19 protein-coding genes and 1 pseudogene are annotated in these 20,626 nt (G+C 69.0%); 13 read left to right on the top strand and 7 right to left on the bottom strand.

From position 1 onward, the window contains the following. Window positions 1-21 precede the first annotated feature (21 nt). From FKR81_RS15010 to FKR81_RS15000, 3 genes are read left to right on the top strand one after another with little or no spacing between them, the layout of a single operon-like run. Window positions 22-324: a YbaB/EbfC family nucleoid-associated protein gene (locus tag FKR81_RS15010; protein ID WP_146352558.1), complete on the top strand. Its 303-nt coding sequence runs from the start codon at window positions 22-24 to the stop codon at window positions 322-324. Beyond that, on the top strand, window positions 324-932 hold the full coding sequence (gene recR / locus FKR81_RS15005) for a recombination mediator RecR (RefSeq protein ID WP_146352305.1): 609 nt from the start codon (window positions 324-326) through the stop codon (window positions 930-932). Before FKR81_RS15010 ends, recR begins: the two co-directional genes overlap by 1 nt. Then, window positions 929-1,441 (top strand): uridine kinase family protein, encoded by a 513-nt coding sequence (locus FKR81_RS15000; RefSeq protein WP_146352303.1) that lies wholly within the window; start codon window positions 929-931, stop codon window positions 1,439-1,441. The genes recR and FKR81_RS15000 overlap by 4 nt, the downstream gene beginning before the upstream one ends. Here FKR81_RS15000 and FKR81_RS14995 read toward each other — a convergent pair. Next, window positions 1,420-4,698, bottom strand: a complete 3,279-nt coding sequence (locus FKR81_RS14995; protein ID WP_146352301.1) for an AfsR/SARP family transcriptional regulator — start codon at window positions 4,696-4,698, stop codon at window positions 1,420-1,422. The genes FKR81_RS15000 and FKR81_RS14995 overlap by 22 nt on opposite strands. Window positions 4,699-4,917: 219 nt before the next feature. On the opposite strand from FKR81_RS14995, the gene FKR81_RS14990 reads away from it, so the two are divergent. From FKR81_RS14990 to FKR81_RS14970, 5 genes are read left to right on the top strand one after another with little or no spacing between them, the layout of a single operon-like run. Then, a complete protein-coding gene (locus FKR81_RS14990) occupies window positions 4,918-6,600 on the top strand; it encodes an ABC transporter substrate-binding protein (RefSeq protein ID WP_146352299.1) in 1,683 nt (560 codons plus the stop codon). Window positions 6,601-6,653: 53 nt separating this feature from the next. Then, complete coding sequence (locus FKR81_RS14985) at window positions 6,654-7,658, top strand: ABC transporter permease (protein ID WP_146352297.1); 1,005 nt, start codon at window positions 6,654-6,656, stop codon at window positions 7,656-7,658. Window positions 7,659-7,663: 5 nt separating this feature from the next. Then, window positions 7,664-8,587, top strand: coding sequence for an ABC transporter permease (locus FKR81_RS14980; protein ID WP_146352294.1), 924 nt, complete (start codon window positions 7,664-7,666; stop codon window positions 8,585-8,587). 6 nt (window positions 8,588-8,593) lie between these two features. Next, window positions 8,594-9,592, top strand: coding sequence for an ABC transporter ATP-binding protein (locus FKR81_RS14975; protein WP_146352293.1), 999 nt, complete (start codon window positions 8,594-8,596; stop codon window positions 9,590-9,592). Continuing rightward, window positions 9,589-10,734: an ABC transporter ATP-binding protein gene (locus FKR81_RS14970; protein ID WP_146352291.1), complete on the top strand. Its 1,146-nt coding sequence runs from the start codon at window positions 9,589-9,591 to the stop codon at window positions 10,732-10,734. The genes FKR81_RS14975 and FKR81_RS14970 overlap by 4 nt, the downstream gene beginning before the upstream one ends. Before the next feature lie 66 nt (window positions 10,735-10,800). On the opposite strand, the gene FKR81_RS14965 is transcribed toward FKR81_RS14970, so the two are convergent. Continuing rightward, window positions 10,801-11,325, bottom strand: a complete 525-nt coding sequence (locus tag FKR81_RS14965; protein ID WP_146352289.1) for a TIGR03086 family metal-binding protein — start codon at window positions 11,323-11,325, stop codon at window positions 10,801-10,803. Window positions 11,326-11,388: 63 nt separating this feature from the next. On the opposite strand from FKR81_RS14965, the gene FKR81_RS14960 reads away from it, so the two are divergent. After that, window positions 11,389-12,030, top strand: a complete 642-nt coding sequence (locus tag FKR81_RS14960; protein WP_146352287.1) for a TetR/AcrR family transcriptional regulator — start codon at window positions 11,389-11,391, stop codon at window positions 12,028-12,030. A 20-nt stretch (window positions 12,031-12,050) separates the two neighbouring features. Here the strand turns inward: FKR81_RS14960 and FKR81_RS14955 are convergent. Both FKR81_RS14955 and leuA read right to left on the bottom strand, forming a co-directional pair. Next, window positions 12,051-12,473, bottom strand: a pseudogene (locus FKR81_RS14955) (DedA family protein); the annotation flags it as partial. A 205-nt stretch (window positions 12,474-12,678) separates the two neighbouring features. Continuing rightward, a complete protein-coding gene (leuA, locus tag FKR81_RS14950) occupies window positions 12,679-14,472 on the bottom strand; it encodes a 2-isopropylmalate synthase (protein ID WP_146352285.1) in 1,794 nt (597 codons plus the stop codon). A 225-nt stretch (window positions 14,473-14,697) separates the two neighbouring features. Between leuA and FKR81_RS14945 the strand changes: the two genes are divergently transcribed. Together FKR81_RS14945 and FKR81_RS14940 are read left to right on the top strand one after the other, a co-directional pair. Beyond that, the gene (locus tag FKR81_RS14945; protein WP_146352283.1) at window positions 14,698-14,994 is read left to right on the top strand and encodes a hypothetical protein; all 297 of its coding nucleotides are present in this window, start codon (window positions 14,698-14,700) and stop codon (window positions 14,992-14,994) included. 33 nt (window positions 14,995-15,027) lie between these two features. After that, the gene (locus FKR81_RS14940) at window positions 15,028-15,315 is read left to right on the top strand and encodes a hypothetical protein (protein ID WP_146352281.1); all 288 of its coding nucleotides are present in this window, start codon (window positions 15,028-15,030) and stop codon (window positions 15,313-15,315) included. On the opposite strand, the gene FKR81_RS14935 is transcribed toward FKR81_RS14940, so the two are convergent. The 3 genes from FKR81_RS14935 to FKR81_RS14925 are packed head-to-tail and all read right to left on the bottom strand — an operon-like array spanning window position 15,312 to window position 18,182. Continuing rightward, window positions 15,312-16,352 carry a hypothetical protein gene (locus FKR81_RS14935; protein WP_146352279.1) on the bottom strand — a complete coding sequence of 347 codons (1,041 nt, stop codon included), beginning with the start codon at window positions 16,350-16,352 and terminating at the stop codon, window positions 15,312-15,314. The genes FKR81_RS14940 and FKR81_RS14935 overlap by 4 nt on opposite strands. A gap of 34 nt (window positions 16,353-16,386) precedes the next feature. Beyond that, on the bottom strand, window positions 16,387-16,944 hold the full coding sequence (locus tag FKR81_RS14930; protein WP_146352277.1) for a nitroreductase family protein: 558 nt from the start codon (window positions 16,942-16,944) through the stop codon (window positions 16,387-16,389). Between the two features lie 23 nt (window positions 16,945-16,967). Continuing rightward, a complete protein-coding gene (locus tag FKR81_RS14925; RefSeq protein ID WP_146352275.1) occupies window positions 16,968-18,182 on the bottom strand; it encodes a hypothetical protein in 1,215 nt (404 codons plus the stop codon). A gap of 80 nt (window positions 18,183-18,262) precedes the next feature. Here FKR81_RS14925 and FKR81_RS14920 point away from each other — a divergent pair, with 80 nt between their 5' ends. Together FKR81_RS14920 and FKR81_RS14915 are read left to right on the top strand one after the other, a co-directional pair. Beyond that, the gene (locus FKR81_RS14920) at window positions 18,263-19,528 is read left to right on the top strand and encodes an aspartate kinase (protein ID WP_146352273.1); all 1,266 of its coding nucleotides are present in this window, start codon (window positions 18,263-18,265) and stop codon (window positions 19,526-19,528) included. Continuing rightward, window positions 19,525-20,589: an aspartate-semialdehyde dehydrogenase gene (locus FKR81_RS14915; RefSeq protein ID WP_146352271.1), complete on the top strand. Its 1,065-nt coding sequence runs from the start codon at window positions 19,525-19,527 to the stop codon at window positions 20,587-20,589. The genes FKR81_RS14920 and FKR81_RS14915 overlap by 4 nt, the downstream gene beginning before the upstream one ends. Window positions 20,590-20,626 lie beyond the last annotated feature (37 nt).

Raw genomic sequence — 20,626 nt, 5'->3', positions numbered from 1 at the left:
GTGCAACCCGGTCAGTTCGACATGCAGCAGCTCCTCCAGCAGGCGCAGAACATGCAGCAGCAGATGGCGGTGGCCCAGCAGGAGCTGGCCGAGACCGAGGTCACCGGGACGGCAGGTGGCGGGCTGGTCACCGCGACGGTGACCGGCGGCGGCGAGCTCAAGGGCATCGTCATCGACCCGAAGGTCGTCGACCCCGACGACGTCGACACCCTCGCCGACCTCGTGGTCGCCGCGGTCAGGGACGCCAACCGCGCCGCGCAGGAACTGGTCGAGGCCAAGCTCGGCCCGCTCGCGTCGGGTGGGCTCGGCGGGTTGCTGGGCTGATGTACGAGGGGCCGGTACAGGACCTGATCGACGAGCTCGGCCGGCTGCCGGGCGTGGGTCCGAAGAGCGCGCAGCGGATCGCGTTCCACCTGCTCGCGGCCGAGACGGCGGACATCCAGAAGCTGCAGGACGCACTCCAGAAGGTGAAGGAAGGCGTCATGTTCTGCGACGTCTGCGGCAACGTGAGCGCGGAGACCACGTGCCGCATCTGCCGCGACCCCAAGCGGGACCTCACGCTGGTGTGCGTCGTCGAGGAGCCGAAGGACGTGCTCGCCGTCGAGCGGACCCGCGAGTTCAGGGGGCGCTACCACGTGCTCGGTGGCGCGCTCGACCCGTTGAGCGGCATCGGTCCCGACCAGCTGCGCATCCGGCAGCTGCTCAATCGCATCGGCACGGCGGTCAACGGGGTGGACATCGCCGAGGTGATCATCGCGACCGACCCGAACACCGAGGGCGAGGCCACGGCCACGTACCTGGTGCGGATGTTGCGCGACTTCCCCGGCCTCACCGTCACGCGGCTCGCCAGCGGCCTGCCGATGGGCGGAGACCTGGAGTTCGCCGACGAGCTCACCCTGGGGCGTGCCCTATCTGGTCGCCGGAGCATGTGACCGAACGTCCACCGCGGCTGGGGCGAACACGCCTCGTCGCGGTGGACGGGCCGTCCGGCGCTGGCAAGTCGACGTTCGCGAAAACCCTTGCGGCACAACTGAACGCGACGCTCATCCCAACCGACCACTTCGCCACGTGGGACGACCCGGTCGCGTGGTGGCCGCGCCTCCGAGCGGTCCTCGACAAGATCGCCGAGAACGAGGAAGCCACGTACCGGATGACCGACTGGTCGGAAGGCTTCCCGAAGCCCGGCGAAGACAGGACCATCAGGCCAACAGAAATCCTTGTCGTAGAAGGGGTTTCGTCAGCGCGAAAGTCCATTGCGGACAAACTCACCGCGGCGATCTGGGTCGAGCTCGAAGACGCGGACGAACGGCTCGAACGCGCGGTCGCCAGGGACGGTGAGAAGAGCCGCGAGCACCTGACCAGGTGGCAGGCGTTCGAACGGGGCTGGTTCGCCGTCGACGGAACGAAAGCGCGCGCTGACTACGTTGTCACGTCGAGCTGAGCTCGAACGACCTCAGCCTCCGGAGTGCCGATCTCGACGAACAGGTCCAGCGCGATCTTCCAGTGCTTCCGCGCGTCCTCAACGGATCCGGACGCCCGCAACGCGTCTCCGGCCAGGTGCATCGAACGCGCGTGCACCAGCCGTTGCCCCGAGGTCTCACCCAGTGACGCGGCCCGTCGCGCGCAGTCCAAGGCACCCAAGGCGTCCCCGGTCGACAGGTGGATCCGCCCCAGCGTGACCAGCACGTCCATCTCGGCCAGCCGGAACTGGTACCGCTCGGCCCGGTCCAGCGCCTCACGGGCCATCCCGAACGCGTCGTCGAGCCTGCCGACAGCCCGGTAGGCCGAGGCCAGACCGCGGCGGGCGGCGCAGTTGCCCCACGGGTAGCTGGTGTCCTGCGCGATCGCCAGGGCCTCCAGGTGCTCGACGATCGCCTCCTCCGGACGTCCGGCGCCTTCCAGAGCGCGCCCGAGCATGTTCTTGGCGTCGCACACGGCCTTGACGTTCTCCAGGTCGGTGGCGAGCGCGACCGCCGCACGGGCCTCGGCGGCGGCCTCCTCGAAACGACCGCGCATGGTCAGCGTGATCGCGAGACCCTCGTGCGTCGTGTTGGCGAACGTGCGCGCGTTGGCGCGCTCGTAGAGAGCGCCGGCCTGCACGAAGTACGACACGGCGGTCTCCGGACGTCCGAGCAGCGCGTGCACCTCGCCCAGTGCACGCATGCTGTTGGCCTGGGTGATCCACGCGTCCAGCCGGGTGCCGACCTCCAGCGCCTCCTCGAACGACGCCATCGCGCGGTCGAGCTGGCCGAGCTGGTGGTAGACGCCGCCGAGGTTGAACAGGGCCGTGGCCTGCAGCTGGTCGGACTGGATCCGCCTGGTGATCACCAGCGCGCGCTCGAGGTGGGTCGCCGCGGACTCCAGCTCACCGAGGTCGATGTAGACGCTGCCCGCGTTCGACAGCACCGCCGCCTCGACCTCCGGCAGGCTGCCCAGCTGCTCCTGGATCGGGATCGCCTGCTGGTAGTAGTCCAGCGCCACCCGGTGCTGGCCGGTCATCCAGTACAGCGTGCCGAGCGAGAACAGCATCGCGAGCTGACCCATCTCGTCCCGCGGCGAGCGCGCACCGGCCAGGCCCGCCTTGGCGGTCTCGCGCCACTCGACGGGCAGGCCCTGCGTGTAGAAGTAGCCGCGCAGCGCGTCCGACAGGAGCCAGACCGCGCTCTCCGGGTCCCGCTCCACCGCGTACGCGACCAACGCGACGAGATTGGCGCGCTCGGCGTCGAGCCAGGTCAGCGCCTCGGTCGACGAGCTGAACGTGCGCGGCGTGACGCCCTCGCGCGGCTCCGGCCGGGGGAACCGCATCAGCGTGCTCTTCAACGCCTCCGTGGCGTTGTCGACCGAGCGCACGCACCAGTCGATCAACCGGCGCAGCGCCAGCCGCGAGTCGGCGAGGCCGTCCTCGAACGCCAGGCGCTCGGCCGCGTAGTCGCGCAGCAGGTCGTGGAACTGGTAGCGCGACGGCGCGTGGTTCGTGATCAGGTTCGCGGTCGCCAGCCGGTCGAGGCGGCGACGGGCGTCCTGCGTGGTCAGGCCGGACAGCGCGGCGGCCATCTCGGGGGTGAAGTCGGTGCCCGGCGCCAGCGACAGCCTGCGGAACAGCTGCGCCAGGTCGGGCTTCAGCGCCGTGTAGGAGAGGTCGAACGCGGCGTGCACGGCGACCCGCTCGTCGCCCTCCACGGCCAGTGCCGCGAGCCGGTTGCCCGCGCGCAGCTCCTCCACGTAGTCCGAGACCGACAGCTCCGGGCGCGACACCAGGTTCGCGGCCGCGATGCGCAGGGCCAGCGGCAGGTGCGCGCACAACGACGCCAGCTCGTCGGCCGCCGCGCGCTCGTCCGCGACCGCGTCCTCGCCGAGGATGCCCTGCAGGAGCGACCGGGTCTCGGTCGCGTCGAGCACGTCGAGCCGCACGTTCGACGCCGCGTGCGACACGGCGAGGCCGCGCAGCGTGTCGCGGCTGGTCACGAGCACCGCGCAGCCGGGTGAGCCGGGCAGCAGCGGGCGGATCTGCTCCGCGGACGACGCGTTGTCCAGCACCAGCAGCACCTGCTGGCCGGTCAGCGTCGACCGGAACATCGCCTCCTGCTCGTCCTGATCGAGTGGCACCTGATCGGGTGGAGTTCCGAGCGCGCGGAGGAACCGCGGCAGCACGTCCACCGCCGAGAGCGGCGGGCCGGGCGCGTAGCCGCGCAGGTTCACGTAGAGCTGGCCGTCCGGGAAGTCCCCGCGCATCCGGTGCGCCGCGTGCACGGCCAGCGCGGTCTTGCCGACACCGGGCGGGCCGGCGAGCGTCACGACCGGCACGCCCTGCGCGGTCCGCAGCAGCGCGATGATCAGCGAAACGGCCTCGTCGCGGCCGACGAAGTCACCGATGTCCGCGGGGAGCTGGGACGGGACGACGCGCTCCGGCTTCGCGACCAGCGGCGTGCTGGGGCTGTCCGAGTTCACCGAGTCGATGGACCCGGTCAGCACCTGGTTGTGCACTCGGCGCAGCTCGTCACCGGGGTCGATGCCGAGCTCGTCGGCCAGCAACGACGAAACGCGCTGGTACGCGGCGAGCGCCTCGCTCTGCCGCCCGGAGCGGTAGAGGGCGATCATCAGCTGCGCCCAGAACCGCTCGCGCAGCGGATGTTCGCTGGTCAGCCGGGACAGCTCAGCCACGAGCTCGGCGTGCCTGCCCAGCTCGAGGTCGACCTCGACCCTGCGCTCCATCACGTGCAGGCGGCGCTCGTTGAGGCGCGGCACCTCGTCGCGGTGCAGGATCTCGGACGGCACGTCGACCATGGCCGGTCCGCGCCAGAGCCCGAGAGCCGCGGTGAACGCGGCGGAGGCGGCCGGGAGGTTGCCCGCCGCGCGCTCCTGTTCGCCCTGCTCGATGAGCGGCTCGAAGCGCAGCAGGTCGATGGTCTTCTCGTCGACGTCGATGAGGTACCCGTCCGGCACCGTGCGGATCGGCGTCGCGGGTCCGAGCAGCTGTCTGAGGCGCATGACGTAGGTCTGCAACGTGGCCCTGGCGCGCGCGGGAGGGTCCTCGCCCCACACGTTCTCGGCCAGTTCGTCCACGGAGACACTCGTGCCGGCCCGCAGCAACAGGGAGACGAGCAGCGCCCGCTGCCTTCCGGCCCGCACGAGCAGCGGCTCGGAGTCGACGAGCACCTGCAGAGGGCCGAGTACGCGGAACTCGACCTGCCGGCTCATGCGACCTCCCTTCCTGTTGTCGATGTCCGTTCTACAGCCTAGGAGAGCGTCTGCCCGATCATCCCTGGTCACGTTGGGTCAGCGAATGTGCGCCAGACGTATCAGAATGCCTGGTCTAGTGGCCGGATCGTGACCTGTGTTGCCTCGGAAGGGGTATGTGCACCGGTTATGGTCGGCGACCACACCGTGAGATGTGCGGATTGTTCCAAGGGGTGTTTGATGATCCATTCAGGTACGGCTCGCCGCCGTTTGATTGCCGCGATCGGCATCACCGGCGCAGCCGCGCTCGCCCTGTCCGCCTGCGCCACATCAGAGCGCGGTTCGGACACCGGTTCAGGCAAGGTCGGTGGCACGTTCACCTTCGGCGCAGCAGGTGCACCGAAGCTGTTCGATCCGTTCTACGCGACCGATGGCGAGACGTTCCGCGTGTCCCGCCAGATGTACGAGGGTCTGGTCGGCTTCAAGCCCGGCACGGCTGAGGTCGAGCCCGCGCTGGCGACGAAGTGGGAATCCACCCCCGACGGCAAGACCTGGACGTTCACGCTGAAGGAGGGCGTCAAGTTCCACGACGGCACCCCCTTCAACGCCGAGGCGACCTGCGTCAACTTCAACCGCTGGTACAACCAGAAGGGCGCGGCGCAGAGCGACGCGGTCTCCCAGTACTGGCTGGACAACTTCGGTGGCTTCGCCGACACGCCGGACAAGCCCTCGCTGTACAAGTCCTGCACCGCCAAGGACGCGAAGACCGCGGTCGTCGAGCTGACCGGCGCGACCTCGCAGTTCCCCTCGGTGCTCGGCTTCACGTCGTTCTCCATCTCCAGCCCCGAGGCGCTGAAGAAGTACGACGCCGACAACGTCGTCCAGGCCGGTGACAGCTTCACCTACCCGGCCTACGCGAACGAGCACCCGACGGGGACCGGCCCGTTCAAGTTCGGCAAGTTCGACAAGGCCAACAACGTGGTCGAGCTCGTCCGCAACGACGACTACCACGGCGACAAGGCCAAGCTGGACAAGGTCGTCTTCCGGATCATCCCGGACGAGACCGCCCGCAAGCAGGCGCTCGAGGCCGGCGACATCGACGGCTACGACCTGCCGAACGCGGCTGACTGGAAGGGCCTGCAGGACAAGGGCTTCAACGTCGCGATCCGTCCGGCGTTCAACGTCATGTACCTGGGCATCAACCAGAAGAACAACCCGAAGCTGCAGGACCTGAAGGTCCGCCAGGCGATCATGTCGGCGATCAACCGCGAGCAGCTGGTCAAGTCGCAGCTGCCCGAGGGCGCCAAGGTCGCGACGCAGTTCATGCCGGACACCATCAACGGCTTCAACAAGAGCGTTCCCGAGGTCAAGTACGACCTCGAGAAGGCCAAGTCGCTGCTGAAGGAAGCCGGCGCCGAGGGCCTGACGCTGAAGTTCTACTGGCCGACCGAGGTCACCCGTCCGTACATGCCTTCCCCGAAGGACATCTACGGCGCGATCGCGGGCGACCTGGAGAAGGCCGGCATCAAGCTCGACACCGTCAGCAAGCCGTGGAACGGCGGCTACCTGACCGACGTCGACAACGGCGTCCCGGACCTGTTCCTCCTCGGCTGGACCGGTGACAACGGCACCGCGCAGAACTGGATCGGCACGTTCTTCGGCCGCACCGACAACCGCTTCAACACGGGTGCGTCGGCGTGGGGCAAGTCGCTGGCCGACGCGCTGGCCGCTGCCAACTCCGAGCCGGACGAGGCGAAGCGCACCCAGATGTACTCCGACCTGAACAAGAAGATCATGGAGGAGTACCTCCCGGCCATCCCGGTGTCCCACTCGCCGCCTGCACTGGTGCTGAAGAAGGACATCAAGGGCATCGTGCCCAGCCCGTTGACCGACGAGAAGTTCGGCCCCGCGAGCAAGGGCTGACGCCCTCGCTCCACGGCCAGACAGCTCAATAGAGAGAACAACGGGGTAGCTCCGTGCTCCGCTACACGATTCGACGGCTGATCCAGCTGGTCGGCGTGGTGCTGGTGCTCTCCCTGCTGCTCTTCGCGTGGTTGCGTTCCCTTCCAGGAGGGCCGGTCTCGGCCCTCCTGGGGGAGCGCGCCACGCCGGAGTCGCGGGCGGCACTCACCAAACAGCTCGGCCTGGACCAGCCGATCCTCATCCAGTACTTCAAGTTCCTCGGGCGCGCCCTGTCCGGAGACTTCGGTGTCTCCAACGGCGTCCAGCCCGGCGACTCCGCGATGGAGATCTTCCTCCAGCGCTTCCCCGCGACGGTCGAACTGAGCGTGTTCGCGCTCGTCATCGCCATCGTGTTCGGCATTCCGCTCGGGTACCTCGCGGCCAAGCGCCGCGGCACCTGGTTCGACAACTCCAGCGTCATCGGTTCGCTGGTCGGCGTCGCGATTCCGGTGTTCTTCCTGGCGTACGTGCTGAAGGACGTCTTCTCGAAGGCTCTCGGCCTCCCGTCCACCGGGCGGCAGGACGCCATCGAGGCCACGCGCGTCACCGGGTTCTTCACGCTCGACGGCATCCTCACCGGTGAGTGGGACGCGACGTTCAACGCGCTGGAACACCTGATCCTGCCCGCGCTCGCGCTGTCCAGCATCCCGTTCGCGGTGATCTTCCGGATCACCCGCGCCGCGGTGCTCGACGTGCTCGACGAGGACTTCGTGCGCACCGCCGAGTCCAAGGGTCTCACCGCGCAGGTCATCCGCCGCAGGCACGTGCTGCGCAACGCGATGCTGCCGGTCGTCACCACGGTCGGCCTGCAGACCGGTGCGTTGCTCTCCGGCGCCGTGCTCACCGAGAAGGTGTTCGGCTTCGCCGGTGTCGGCGAGGCGCTCGCGCTCGGCTTCGAAAGACGTGACTATCCGGTGCTGCTGTTGCTGATCATCATGGCGACGATCGTCTACGTCCTGGTCAACCTGCTGGTGGACCTCTCGTACGCGCTGATCGACCCGCGCATCAGGGCTAGGTGATCCACATGGCACTCGGTGTTACCAAGAAGGAAAAGATCGACGACCTGGCGGAGAGCGCGGGCGTCTCGCTCGCGGCCAGCGCCTGGAAGAGACTGCGCCGCAGCCCGGTGTTCCTCATCGGCGCGGGCATCACCGCCGTCTTCGTCGTCCTGTCGATCCTGTCGCCGTGGCTGGCGCCGCACGACCCCGGTGATCCGATGTTGATCACCCAGGTCATCAAGGCGCGCAACGAGATCCCGGCACCGCAGCCGGGCCACCCGCTCGGCGGTGACCTGCAGGGCCGCGACTTCCTGTCGCGCATGCTGGTCGGCTCGCAGCAGACGCTGATCGTCGGCGTCGGTGCGACGCTGATCGGACTGACCGGCGGGCTGATCCTCGGCACGCTGGCCGGCGCGATCGGCGGCTGGGTCGACTCGGTCGTCATGCGCCTGGTCGACGTCATGCTGTCGCTTCCGGCACTGCTGCTGGCGTTCAGCATCGCGGCCATGTTCGCGCGGCCGAGCCAGTTCTCGGTGATCATCGCGATCTCGATCGTGCAGATCCCGGTGTTCGCGCGACTGCTGAGAGGCTCGATGCTCGCGCAGCGCGGGAGTGACCACGTGCTCGCGGCGACGTCGCTCGGCGTGAAGCGCGGCGCGATCATCTTCCGGCACATGCTGCCGAACTCGCTCGGTCCGGTGATCGTCCAGTCCACGCTGGTGCTGGCGACCGCGATCATCGAGGCGGCCGCGCTGTCGTTCCTCGGTCTCGGCAACCCCAACGACCGGGTTCCGGAGTGGGGCCAGATGCTCGGCGACGTGCAGAAGGTGTTCGACACGCATCCGCACCTCGCGGTGTGGCCCGCGGTCTGCATCATCATCGTCGCGCTCGGCTTCACGTTGATGGGTGAGACGTTGCGCGAGGCACTCGACCCGAAGAACAGGCGGTGAGTCGTCGTGGCACTACTGGAAGTTCGTGACCTCACCGTGGTCTTCGAGCGCAAGGGCGAGGACCCGTTCCGGGCCGTGGACGGCGTCAGCTTCGACGTCGAGCCCGGCCAGACGGTCGGCCTCGTCGGCGAGTCCGGCTGCGGCAAGTCCGTCACGTCGCTCGCGATCATGGGCCTGCTGCCCAAGCGCGGTGCGCGCGTCACCGGCTCGGTCGTCTACGACGGCACCGAGCTGCTGAAGCTGTCGGACCGCGAGATGCGCGACCGCCGCGGCCGCGACCTGGGCATGGTGTTCCAGGACCCGCTGTCGTCGCTGAACCCGGTCATCCCGATCGGCGTGCAGGTGTCCGAGGTGCTGGAACGGCACCGCGGCATGTCGCGCAAGGAAGCGATGAGCGAGGCGAAGGACCTGCTGGACAAGGTCGGCATCCCCGACCCCAACCGGCGGCTCACCGAGTACCCGCACCAGCTCTCCGGCGGCATGCGGCAGCGCGCGCTCATCGCGATCGCGCTGGCCTGCCGTCCGAAGCTGCTGATCGCGGACGAGCCCACCACCGCGCTCGACGTGACCATCCAGGCGCAGATCCTGGCGCTGATGAAGGAACTGGTGCAGGACCTCGGCACCGCGCTCGTCATGATCACGCACGACCTCGGTGTCGTCGCGGGACTGTGCGACGAGGTGAACGTCCTGTACGCGGGCAAGGTCGTCGAGAAGGCGATGCGGCACGAGCTGTTCGCCAGGCCGCGTCACCCCTACACGCACGGCCTGCTCGCGTCGATCCCCAGGCTCGACGCGCCGCGCGGGGAGAAGCTGACCCCGATCAAGGGCTCGGTTTCGGACAACATCCCGTGGGCGCAAGGGTGTGCGTTCGCTCCGCGCTGCCCGAACGCGCTGGACCTGTGCTTTTCGGAAACGCCCGCCGAGGAGGACCAGCTCGGTCGCCTGCTGCGCTGCCACAACCCGGTGGTGCCGGGAACTCCCGCCGTCGAGGAGGTGCCGGTATGACCGAGCTTTCGGCGTCCTCCGCTGGGACGCGCACGTCGGCCGAGACCTTGGTATCCGTCGAAGACATGAAGGTGCACTTCCCGATCAAGCGGGGAGTGCTGCTGGACCGCACGGTCGGCTACGTCTACGCGGTGGACGGCGTCGACCTGGAGATCAAGCGCGGCGAGACTTACGGCCTCGTCGGCGAGTCCGGGTGCGGCAAGTCCACGCTGGGCAGGGCGATGCTGCGGCTCACCGAGCCGACCAACGGCCGGATGATCTTCGACGGCACGGACTTCTCGTCGCTCAAGGGCGAGGAGCTGCGCACCACGCGGCGCCGCATCCAGATGGTGTTCCAGGACCCGCTGTCCTCTTTGGACCCGCGGCAGTCCGTGGAGTCCATCCTGGTCGAGGGTCTGCGTGCGCACGGCATGGACAAGGGCAAGGAGTCGACGGGCAAGCGCCTGCGCGAGCTCCTGGCCGCGGTCGGCCTGCCCGCGAAGTCGCTGCGGAAGTACCCGCACGAGTTCTCGGGTGGTCAGCGGCAGCGCATCGGCATCGCGCGTGCGCTGGCGGTCGAGCCGGACCTGATCGTCGCCGACGAGCCGGTGTCCGCGCTGGACGTGTCGGTGCAGGCGCAGGTCGTGAACCTGTTGCAGGAGCTGCAGGACCAGTTCGGGCTGACCTTCCTGGTGATCGCGCACGACCTCGCGGTCGTGAAGCACATCTCCGACCGGGTCGGCGTGATGTACCTGGGTGGTCTGGTCGAAGAGGCGACCGCGGACGACCTGTACGCCGAGCCGCTGCACCCGTACACGCGTGCCCTGCTGTCCGCCGTCCCGGTGCCCGACCCGCAGGTCGAGGACCGGCGTGAGCGGATCCTGCTCGCGGGTGACCTCCCGTCGCCCGCGAACCCGCCGTCGGGCTGCCGGTTCCACACCCGGTGCCCGTGGCGGCAGCAGACCAAGTGCGACACCGACCGTCCCGTGCTGCGCGAGATCAAGCCGGGTCACAAGGTGGCGTGCCACTGGGCGGAGGACATCGAGGCGGGCAAGATCAAGCCGCACGAGGTCGCGCCGATCCTGGTCGAGGAGATGGACGGCATGTCGCCGGACATCCCCCTCGTCGGTCCCGCTTCGGTGACCGAGGCGCTCAACCCGTAGTTCTGATGTGTGCCGTCAGGGGCACCCTTGCGACGTTCTTCGCCGCGAGGGTGCCCCTGACGCGTTTCAGGCCCAGGTGGGGGTGCGGCCGCTCATGGCGATCAGGCGGTCGGTCAGCGAGGCGTCGTCCGCGATCTGGACCGGGTGGTTGAAGGCGGCTTCCGGGCCGCGGACCTGCGGCGTGTCCGGCAGCCGTTCAGCCAGCTTGAGCGCGGCCTGCGCGAGTACCGGGTCGAGGTCGGCGGGCCGGCCGAGCGCCCGGTTGAGGTCCCACGCGTGCACGACGGTGTCGACGAGGTGCACGCCCACCTTGACGCTGCCGGGCAGCTTGCCGAAGGTGCCGAAGTCGGCGACCTCGTCCAGGTAGCCGTCGCTGTTGAACTTCCTCGTGACCGCCTCCGCGGCGTCCGCGTAGCTGCCGTCCGCGGGTTGCCCGGCGAAGCCGTAGGTCGAGTCGACGAGGTGTTGTAGCAGCTCACCGATGTTCCACTTCGCGCACGGCGTGCGCAGCTCGTACTGGTCCGGCCTGATCGTGGCGATCAGCTCGAGGTTGACGTCCAGTGCCTGGCGGTTGAGCGCTCGAAGGTCCATGGCCCCGCAGCCTACAAACAATACGAACGATCGTGCTACTAGTTTGCGAGATACGGTGTGCGGGTGACCAGGGACGGACGGCTGGAGCGGGGCGAGCAGTCCCGCAGGCTGATCCTGCGCCGGGCCGCGGAGATCGCGTCGGCCGAGGGGCTGGAGAGCCTGTCGATCGGGCGGCTGGCCGGTGAGCTCGGGCTGAGCAAGAGCGGCGTGTTCGCGCTGTTCGGCTCGAAGGAGGACCTGCAGCTCGCGACCGTCGCGCTGGCCCAGCAGTCGGTGGTCGACGAGGTCGTGCGCCCCGCGCTCGCCTCAGCGGATCCGTTGTGGACGTTGTGCGAGGGCTGGCTGTCCTACTCGGAGCGGCGCGTGTTCCCCGGCGGCTGCTTCTTCGCGTCCGTGCGGCCCGAGTTCGACGGACGACCCGGCCGGGTGCGCGACGCGATCGCCGAAGCAGGGCGCAAGCAGCTGTCGCTGATCGCTCGGCTGGCACGTGACGCCGGACTGCCGGACCCCGAGCAGCTGGCGTTCGAGGTGGTGGCCCTGCTGGACGCCGCCAACGCCGCGTCCGCGCTCTACGACGACGCGTCGGCGTACGACAGGGCGCGGGTGGCGTTGCGGGCCCGGATCGCCATGCCGACGGGAACGCTCAGCAGCGTCGCGACGCCGAACGACACGAGCATCGCGAGCGCGGGCTCGTCGACGATCTGACCACCGACGTAGCCGACGGTCGCCGGGTAGCAGCTCCACAGCAGCGACCCGATCGCGGCGACCGGCGCGAACCGCTTCAGCGGCCACTTCAACGAGCCCGCCAGCATCGCGCCGACGATGCCGCCCGCCGGGATGAACCGCGCCGCGATCAGGATCGACTCACCGCGGCGCGCCAGCTGGTCGGCCGTCCACACGACCATCGATCGCGCCTTGGTGCTCTTGTTGAGCTTCTGCAGCGCGCGCATGCCCATCTTGCGGCCGAGGTGGAAGTTCACCAGGTCCGCGACGAGGCAGCCCGCGGCGGCCGTGGCGATGACGGCGGGCAGCGGCAGGTCGCCGGATGCCGCCAGCACGCCCGCACCGATCAGCACGGCTTCGGTCGGGGCCAGCGGTACCGCGGCTACCAGGAACAGCACGGCGAGGCTGGCGGCGGTGGCGCTCATGATCCGAGAACGTACGTCACCCAGGTGAACAATCCCGGTCGACTGTGTTCTTCAGCATTCGCACAGCAATCAGGTCGAGTTGTTTCCGGAGTGTTTCTCCAGGTGTTTCCGTGCTGGACACGAAAGGCCTGCCCTCACACGGAGTTCTCGAGCAAGTGCCACCTGACCCGGCGAGCTCGTGGCCGAGCTCGCCGGGCAGATCGGGTCAGCGGTTCGCGCGGTTGACCGCGGAGACGACCGCGCGCAGTGACGCGGCCACGGTGGAGCTGTCGATGCCGACGCCCCACAGGACGCGGTCGCCCACGGTGCACTCGAGGTACGCGGCGGCGCGGGCGTCGTCACCGGCGGACAGGGCGTGCTCGGCGTAGTCGAGCACGCGGACGTCGTAGCCGACGGAGGCCAGCGCGTCGACGAACGCCGCGATGGGGCCGTTGCCGGAGCCGGTGATCTCGTGCTCCTCGCCGTCGACGCGCAGCACCGCGGTGATCTCCTCGTGGCCGCTGCCGTCGGACGACGCGCGGTGGCGCACCAGGTGCAGCGGGACGCGGCCCTCGAGGTACTCGGTGGCGAACGTGTCCCACATGTCCTTCGGGCCGATCTCGCCGCCCTGGGTGTCGGTGACGTCCTGGATCACCCTGGAGAACTCGATCTGCAGGCGGCGCGGCAGGTCGAGGTGGTGCTCCTGCTTCATCAGGTAGGCGACGCCGCCCTTGCCGGACTGCGAGTTGACCCGGATGACGGCCTCGTAATTGCGGCCGACGTCCTTGGGGTCGATCGGCAGGTAGGGGACTTCCCACGGGAACTCGTCGACGTGCTGGTCGGCGTCCTTGGCGGCGGCCTCCAGTGCCTCGAGGCCCTTCTTGATCGCGTCCTGGTGCGAGCCGGAGAACGCGGTGAACACCAGGTCGCCGCCGTACGGGTGGCGCTCGGCCACCGGCAGCTGGTTGCAGTACTCGACGGTGCGGCGGACCTCGTCGATGTCGGAGAAGTCGATCTGCGGGTCGATGCCCTGGCTGAACAGGTTCATCGCCAGCGTCACCAGGCACACGTTGCCGGTGCGCTCGCCGTTGCCGAACAGGCAGCCCTCGATGCGGTCCGCGCCGGCCAGGTAACCCAGTTCGGCGGCGGCCACGCCGGTGCCGCGGTCGTTGTGCGGGTGCAGCGACAGGATGATCGACTCGCGGCGGGCCAGGTTGCGCGACATCCACTCGATGGAGTCCGCGTAGACGTTCGGGGTGGCCATCTCCACCGTCGCCGGCAGGTTGATGATCAGCGGCTTCTCGGGCGTCGGCGCGATCACGGCGGAGACGGCGTCGCACACCTCGAGTGCGTAGGACAGCTCGGTGCCGGTGTAGGACTCGGGCGAGTACTCGTAGCGGAAGTCCGTCTCGGGGTACTTGCGAGCCTCTTCGAGCGCGAACACCGCGGCGTCCACGGCGATCTTCTTGATGCCGTCGCGGTCGGACCGGAACACCACCCTGCGCTGCAGGATCGACGTCGAGTTGTAGAAGTGGACGATCGCCCTGCGGGCGCCGCGCAGCGACTCGAACGTGCGCGCGATCAGCTCCGGGCGGCACTGGGTCAGCACCTGGATCGTCACGTCATCGGGCACCGCGCCGTCCTCGATGATCTCGCGGACGAAGTCGAAGTCGGTCTGCGACGCGGCAGGGAAACCGACCTCGATCTCCTTGAAACCCATCCGCACCAGCAGGTCGAACATCTTGCGCTTGCGGGCGGGCGACATCGGGTCGATCAGCGCCTGGTTGCCGTCCCGCAGGTCGACCGCGCACCACAGCGGTGCCTTCTCGATCCGCTTACTCGGCCACGTGCGATCCGGTACCTCGACGACCTCGACGGTCTCGTGGAACGGGCGGTAGCGGTGGAACGGCATCGCGCTGCCGAGCTGCGTGTTCCACTCGGGTTGCGCGGAGGGTGCGGGACGCGCCGGCTTGCGGATGCGACTGTTGCCGGAGGTGTAGGCGTCGGGGCTCGTGGTCATGATCAGATGCTCCTGCTGGTCGTTGCCTGGATACGACCGGCGGCAACGCTGAGTCCCGCGACGGGGGGCCGGTCTGATCAGACCCCGTCACGGCAGCGAAGCAGGAGAGCACGCGCCACGTCGGACAGACTAACCACACTCGCCGCCGAGGTGGAACCGAGCGCCCAAATGGTGGACGTCACTCGATCGGGTTTCAACCTGAGGTAATGCGGGCATCTCTCACGTATGGCCAGATTACGTACAGGAACCGGTCGCGGCACGGCGTCACGCGTGATCAGCGGCATCGGTGCTGTCTTCGCGCTCATCGAGATCCTCTACATCCTGATGATCATCTTCGGGGCGAACCAGTCCAACGCGTTCTTCGGGTTCTTGAAGTCGCTCGCGGAACCGCTGGCGCTGTTCTTCCCAGGGCTCTTCGAAACCGGTAACTACAACATCAGCATCCTGCTGAACTACGGTCTCGCTGCCGTCTTCTGGCTGGTCGTGACCGGAATTCTTGCGCGTGCGGTCGCTCGCTACTGAGCCCATCTACTTATGGGTAGGTAGTCTCCGGCCATGCGCAGCCGCATCGTCGGGGTAGTGGCCGCGGTGCTGAGCTGGATCGGGCTCGCGCTGGCGGTGGTGCTCGTCGTTCACGTCGTGCTCACCGTCGGCGGAGCCAATCCGGACAACAGCATCACCCGCACCGTCCGGGACCTCGCCCAGCCGCTCGCGCTCGGGTTCCGCGACCTCTTCACCCCGGACGACGCCAAGCTGCGCGTCCTGGTCAACTTCGGCATCGCCGCGTTGTTCTGGCTCGCCGTCCGCTCCCTCGTCCTCCGCCTGGTCCGCAGGCTCGGCTAGCAGCCGGGCAACGGCGGCAGCGCCGCCGCGGACACCGCGGCCGGGGTGCGCTCCTGGATGCCGAGCTGCACCGTGAAGGCACCGCCCACGATGCTCAACCAGTAGCCGGGCCCGGTCGTGCGGGCCGTGCTCCCGCTGCGGATGTCCGTCACGTGCGAGTCCTCCGCGCGCCACGTCACCAGGTCGCCGGACACGCTCGGGTCCATGATCCCGCCGGTCTGGCCGCCGAGTCCCTTCGCCAGCACCTGAGCCTGCGGCCAGCCCGCGCGCCACCCGATGAGCTGGTTGTCCGTGACCCACACGATCGTGTGGTCGTCGGCCGCCATCTGGTCGCGCTTCCCCATCGCCGTGAGCTGCGCGGGCGGCGTGACGCTGGTGCCGTCGAGCGCGTTGACCGCACGCAGCGAGGCGTCCTCGTGCCACACCATCAAGTCGCCGAAGAACACCGGGCGGCTGGTGGCCGCCTTGGAGACCACTTCGTCCTGCTTCGTGGCGAGGTCGTAGAGGTGCAGGTCCTTGCCGCGCACCCAGGCCGCCTTGCCGCGGTGCACGAAGCTGTAGAACAGCGGACCGTTGCGGCCCTCGCTGTTGTCCTCGAGCTGGAACGGCTCGCCGGCCGAGTGCGAGTCCCACGCGTACGCGGTCCACCTGGCCAGGTTGCCGGGGCTGTGGCCGACGCCGAACGTGAGCCAGCGGCCGTCGAAGTCGGCACCGACGAACTCGCCCTCGTCGATCTGCATCACCTGCCGCTGCTTGCCCCCGGAGATCATCAGCAGGCCCTTGTCCTTGCTCTTCGTGAACACCGTGCTCGCGTCGGCGTTCGCGGCGGCCACACCTGCTTGCGCACCGGAGTCGGTGAGCTTGGCCGCGTCGACCCGGCGCCGCCACTCGTCCGGCAGGGCCACCTCGCACAGCGCCGTCGGTGCGGCGACCGTCGGCGGCGGCGGGGTCGACGCCGGCGCGGGCGGCTCGGCAGATGACTGGGTGGTGGTGCACGCCGCGATCAGCAGCACGGGCAGGACGAAGAGACGCTTCACAACCGGTTCCCCCAAGACTTTCGACCGGCCGTGCTCAGAAAGCCGACTGCCCCCAGCGGCCGGTGAACACGGTTTCGGTGAGAGGACGCCTGACCCTCTCCCTGCGTTCTCTGTCCTGCAGATCTTTTGGCAGATCTTCGACTCGGCCCGGCCTGCCGATCGCGACGACGACGATCGGCCGCACGTCCTCGGGCATCTCGAACGCCTCGCGCACGTGCTCCTTGTAGAACCCACCCATCTGGTGCGTGATCAACCCGGCCTCGACCGCCTGCAGCACCAGGTTCTCCACCGCGAGCCCCAGCCCGTACTCGGTGTTCGGCAGCTCACCGCGCTCGTCGGACGTGATCACCGCGCCCAGCAGCAGCACCGACGCGCGGCCCGCCCAGTTCTGGTTGCCGGTCCGCAGCGTGTCGAAGATCCGCTTGTACGAGTCGTCGCCGCGGTAGCCGACGACGAACCGCGCGGGTTGGCTGTTGCCGTGCGACGGCGCCCAGCGCGCGGCCTCCAGCAGCACCCGCATCTCGTCCGGCGTCACCACCGCCGTCTCGTCGAACGCCCGAGGACTCCACCGGGAAGCGATCAGCTCGTTCATGCAGTCTTGGCCCCTCTTGGCAATCAAATCGCGAACTGCCACACGGTGATCGCGTAGGCCCCGAACCAGGCGCTGAAGACGGCGACCATGCCCAGCACGGTCAGCGACGTCGACAGCCTGCGCTTCGCGAGCGCCAGCGCGATGGGCACGAGCAACGTGAAGGCGGGCACCAGCAGGCGGGCCTTGGAGTTCATCAGGCCGTTCGAGCCGATGTCCATCATCAGCACGCCGATCCCGTAGACGATCAGCGGCCACTCCAGCCTGCGCTGGAAAGCGATCCACACCAGCACGACCGCCGCGGCGAGGAACCACACGGTCGCCAGCTCCAGCACCGACCGCGGGTTGCCCAGGTGCTGCAGCGCGAACTTCACCGTCGCCGCGCCGCCGTCGAACCGCGAGTCCCAGCCGCGTTCCTGCACGGCGAACCAGCCGTCGAGCTGACCGGTGCGCACGGCCACCCAGCCGAGGTAGCCGAGCATGCCCAGCGGGGCCACCGCACCGCCGACCCACGCCTTCCAGTCGTTGCGCTTCTCGATCACCGCGACGAGCGCCGCCAGTCCGACCGCGGCGATCAGCGCGGCCGCGGTCGGGCGCACCAGACCGGCCGCCGCGCAGCACACCCCGGCCATGATCCAGCGCCGCTCGACCACGCCGACGAGCGACCACGCGGCGAACGCGCAGAACGTCGCCTCGGCGTAGGTCATCGACAGCACGATCGCCATCGGCGACGCGGCGAACAGCGTCACGAGCATCAGCCCGGCGCGCGGCGAACCGTCGCGGACCGACTTGCCCAGCCGGAACAGGCCGTACGCGCAGAACACGCCGCTGACGAGGCTCACCGTGAACGCCGCGCCGGTCACCTCGACGCCTGGCAGGCCGTCGACCCAGCGGACCAGCGCCGGGTAGCCGGGGAAGAACGCCAGCGGCGTCTCGGAGGTGCGTCTGCCGAAGGCGTCCACCAGTCCGGGATCGACGTTGCGGTAGCCGCTGTCGGCGATGCCGAGGAACCAGTGGCCGTCCCACGACGTGAGGACCTTGGTGACGGATTTGTTCGTGTGGTCGGCCATCAGCCCGAGCACGACGAGCCCCAGCTGCCGGACGGCGAGGAACACCAGCGCCGGCGCCAGCAGCCACGTGACGCGGTGTCTGAGCACCCGCGCGCGCAAGCCGTCCTGCATCGCTGAGGGAGCCTCCACCACGTCGAGGGTCGACACCCCGGACAGAGTAGTGCCCGTCACGGCGACGCATTCTCACTGGTTGGTCCGGGTAGGCTCGCCTCCGACGTGGGATTTTGAGGTTTTCGTGAGGAGGCAGGTCGGTGGCGCTCGTCGTCCAGAAGTACGGCGGATCATCGGTTGGGAGTGCCGAGCGGATCAAACGCGTGGCCGAGCGCATCGTCGCGACTCGAAAAGCAGGCAACGACGTCGTCGTCGCCGTGTCGGCCATGGGTGACTCGACCGACGAGCTGCTCGACCTGGCCCGCCAGGTGTCCCCGGTCCCGCCCGCGCGTGAGCTCGACATGCTGCTCACGTCCGGCGAACGCATCTCGATGTCGCTGCTCGCGATGGCGATCCACTCGCTGGGTGCCGTAGCGCGGTCGTACACCGGGTCGCAGGCTGGAGTGATCACCACCGCCGTGCACGGCAAGGCGCGGATCATCGACGTCACGCCGAGCCGCATCCAGGACGCGCTGTCCGACGGTGCGATCGCGATCGTCGCCGGGTTCCAGGGCGTCAGCCAGGACTCGAAGGAGATCACCACGCTCGGCCGCGGTGGCACGGACACCACCGCGGTGGCGCTCGCCGCCGCGCTCAAGGCCGACGTGTGCGAGATCTACACCGACGTGGACGGCGTGTTCACCGCCGACCCGCGCATCGTGCCGAACGCCCGGCGCCTGGAGACGATCTCCTACGAGGAGATGCTCGAGATGGCCGCGTGCGGCGCGAAGGTGCTCATGCTCCGCTGCGTCGAGTACGCCCGTCGCTACGGCGTACCGGTGCACGTCCGATCTTCGTTCAGCAACAAGCCCGGAACCATCGTGTCCGGGTCAGTGGAGGACCTTCCCGTGGAACAGGCGATGATCACCGGCGTCGCGCACGACCGGTCCGAGGCCAAGGTCACCGTGACCGCAGTGCCCGACCACCCCGGCGTGGCAGCCAAGATCTTCCGTGTCGTTGCCCAGGCAGAGCTGGACATCGACATGGTGGTGCAGAACATCTCGCAGGCGGCGTCCGGCCGCACCGACATCACGTTCACGCTGTCCAAGGACGACGGTCCGCGCGCGGTGGCGGCGCTGGAGAAGTCGCGCGGCGAGATCGGCTTCGAGCAGGTCCTCTACGACGACCACGTCGGCAAGGTCTCGCTGATCGGCGCGGGCATGCGCTCGCACCCCGGCGTCACCGCGACGTTCTGCGAGGCGCTCGCCACGGCGGGCGTCAACATCGAGATCATCTCCACCTCGGAGATCCGCATCTCGGTCATCTGCCGCGACACCCAGCTCGACGACGCCGTGCGCGCGCTGCACGACGCGTTCGAGCTCGGTGGCGACGAAGAGGCCGTCGTGTACGCGGGGAGTGGCCGATGAGCGCCCCGGTTCTCGCGCTGGTCGGCGCGACCGGTGCCGTGGGCACCGTGATGATCGACATCATGAACAGCCGCTCGGCCTTCCCGTGGGGTGAGGTCCGGCTGATCGCGTCCGCGCGTTCCGCCGGCAAGAAGATCAGCGTGCGCGGCCAGGAGCTGACCGTCATCGAGCTGTCGCCCGAGGCGTTCGACGGCGTCGACATCGCGATGTTCGACGTGCCGGACGAGATCTCCGCCGAGTGGGCGCCCATCGCGGCGTCGCGCGGCGCGGTCGCGGTCGACAACTCCGGCGCGTTCCGGATGGACGCGGACGTGCCGCTGGTGGTGCCCGAGGTCAACGCGGACGCGATCGCGGACCGCCCCCGCGGCATCATCGCGAACCCGAACTGCACGACCCTGTCGATGATGGCCGCTCTCGGTGCGCTGCACCGCGAGTTCGAGCTGCGCGAGCTGGTCGTCGCCTCCTACCAGGCGGCATCCGGTGGCGGGCAGTCCGCGATCGATCGCCTGTACGCCGAGCTGTCCGCGCTGGCCGGCAAGGGGGTCGGTGTCGAGGCGGGCGACGTGCGGTCCACTTTGGAGGCCGCGGGCCTGCCGATCTCGGACTCGCCGTTCCCCGCGCCGCTGGCGCTGAACGTCGTGCCGTGGGCCGGTTCGCTGAAGGACGACGGCTGGAGCTCCGAGGAGCTGAAGGTCCGCAACGAGTCCCGCAAGATCCTGGGCATTCCGGACCTCAAGGTGTCCGCCACGTGCGTGCGCGTGCCGGTCGTGACGACGCACTCGCTGGCCGTCCACGCGACGTTCGCGCGGGAGGTCACCGTCGAGGCGGCGCACAAGATCCTCGAGGCGCAGCCGACGATCGTCCTGGTCGACGACCCGGCGGCCAAGCGGTTCCCGACGCCCGCGGACGTGGTCGGCGAGGACCCGACGTACGTCGGCCGCGTGCGCCAGGCGCTGGACTTCCCGAACACGCTGGACTTCTTCGTGTGCGGCGACAACCTCCGCAAGGGCGCGGCGCTGAACACCTACGAGATCGCCGAAGTGCTGGCGGCTCGGATCTGATCACGATCCGCCGTCCCGGCCGGTGAGTTCCCGGCCG

Source organism: Lentzea tibetensis (assembly GCF_007845675.1).
In the GTDB taxonomy this organism is placed as follows: Bacteria; Actinomycetota; Actinomycetes; order Mycobacteriales; family Pseudonocardiaceae; genus Lentzea; species Lentzea tibetensis.
This window is presented reverse-complemented; position numbering and strand designations above follow the sequence as displayed.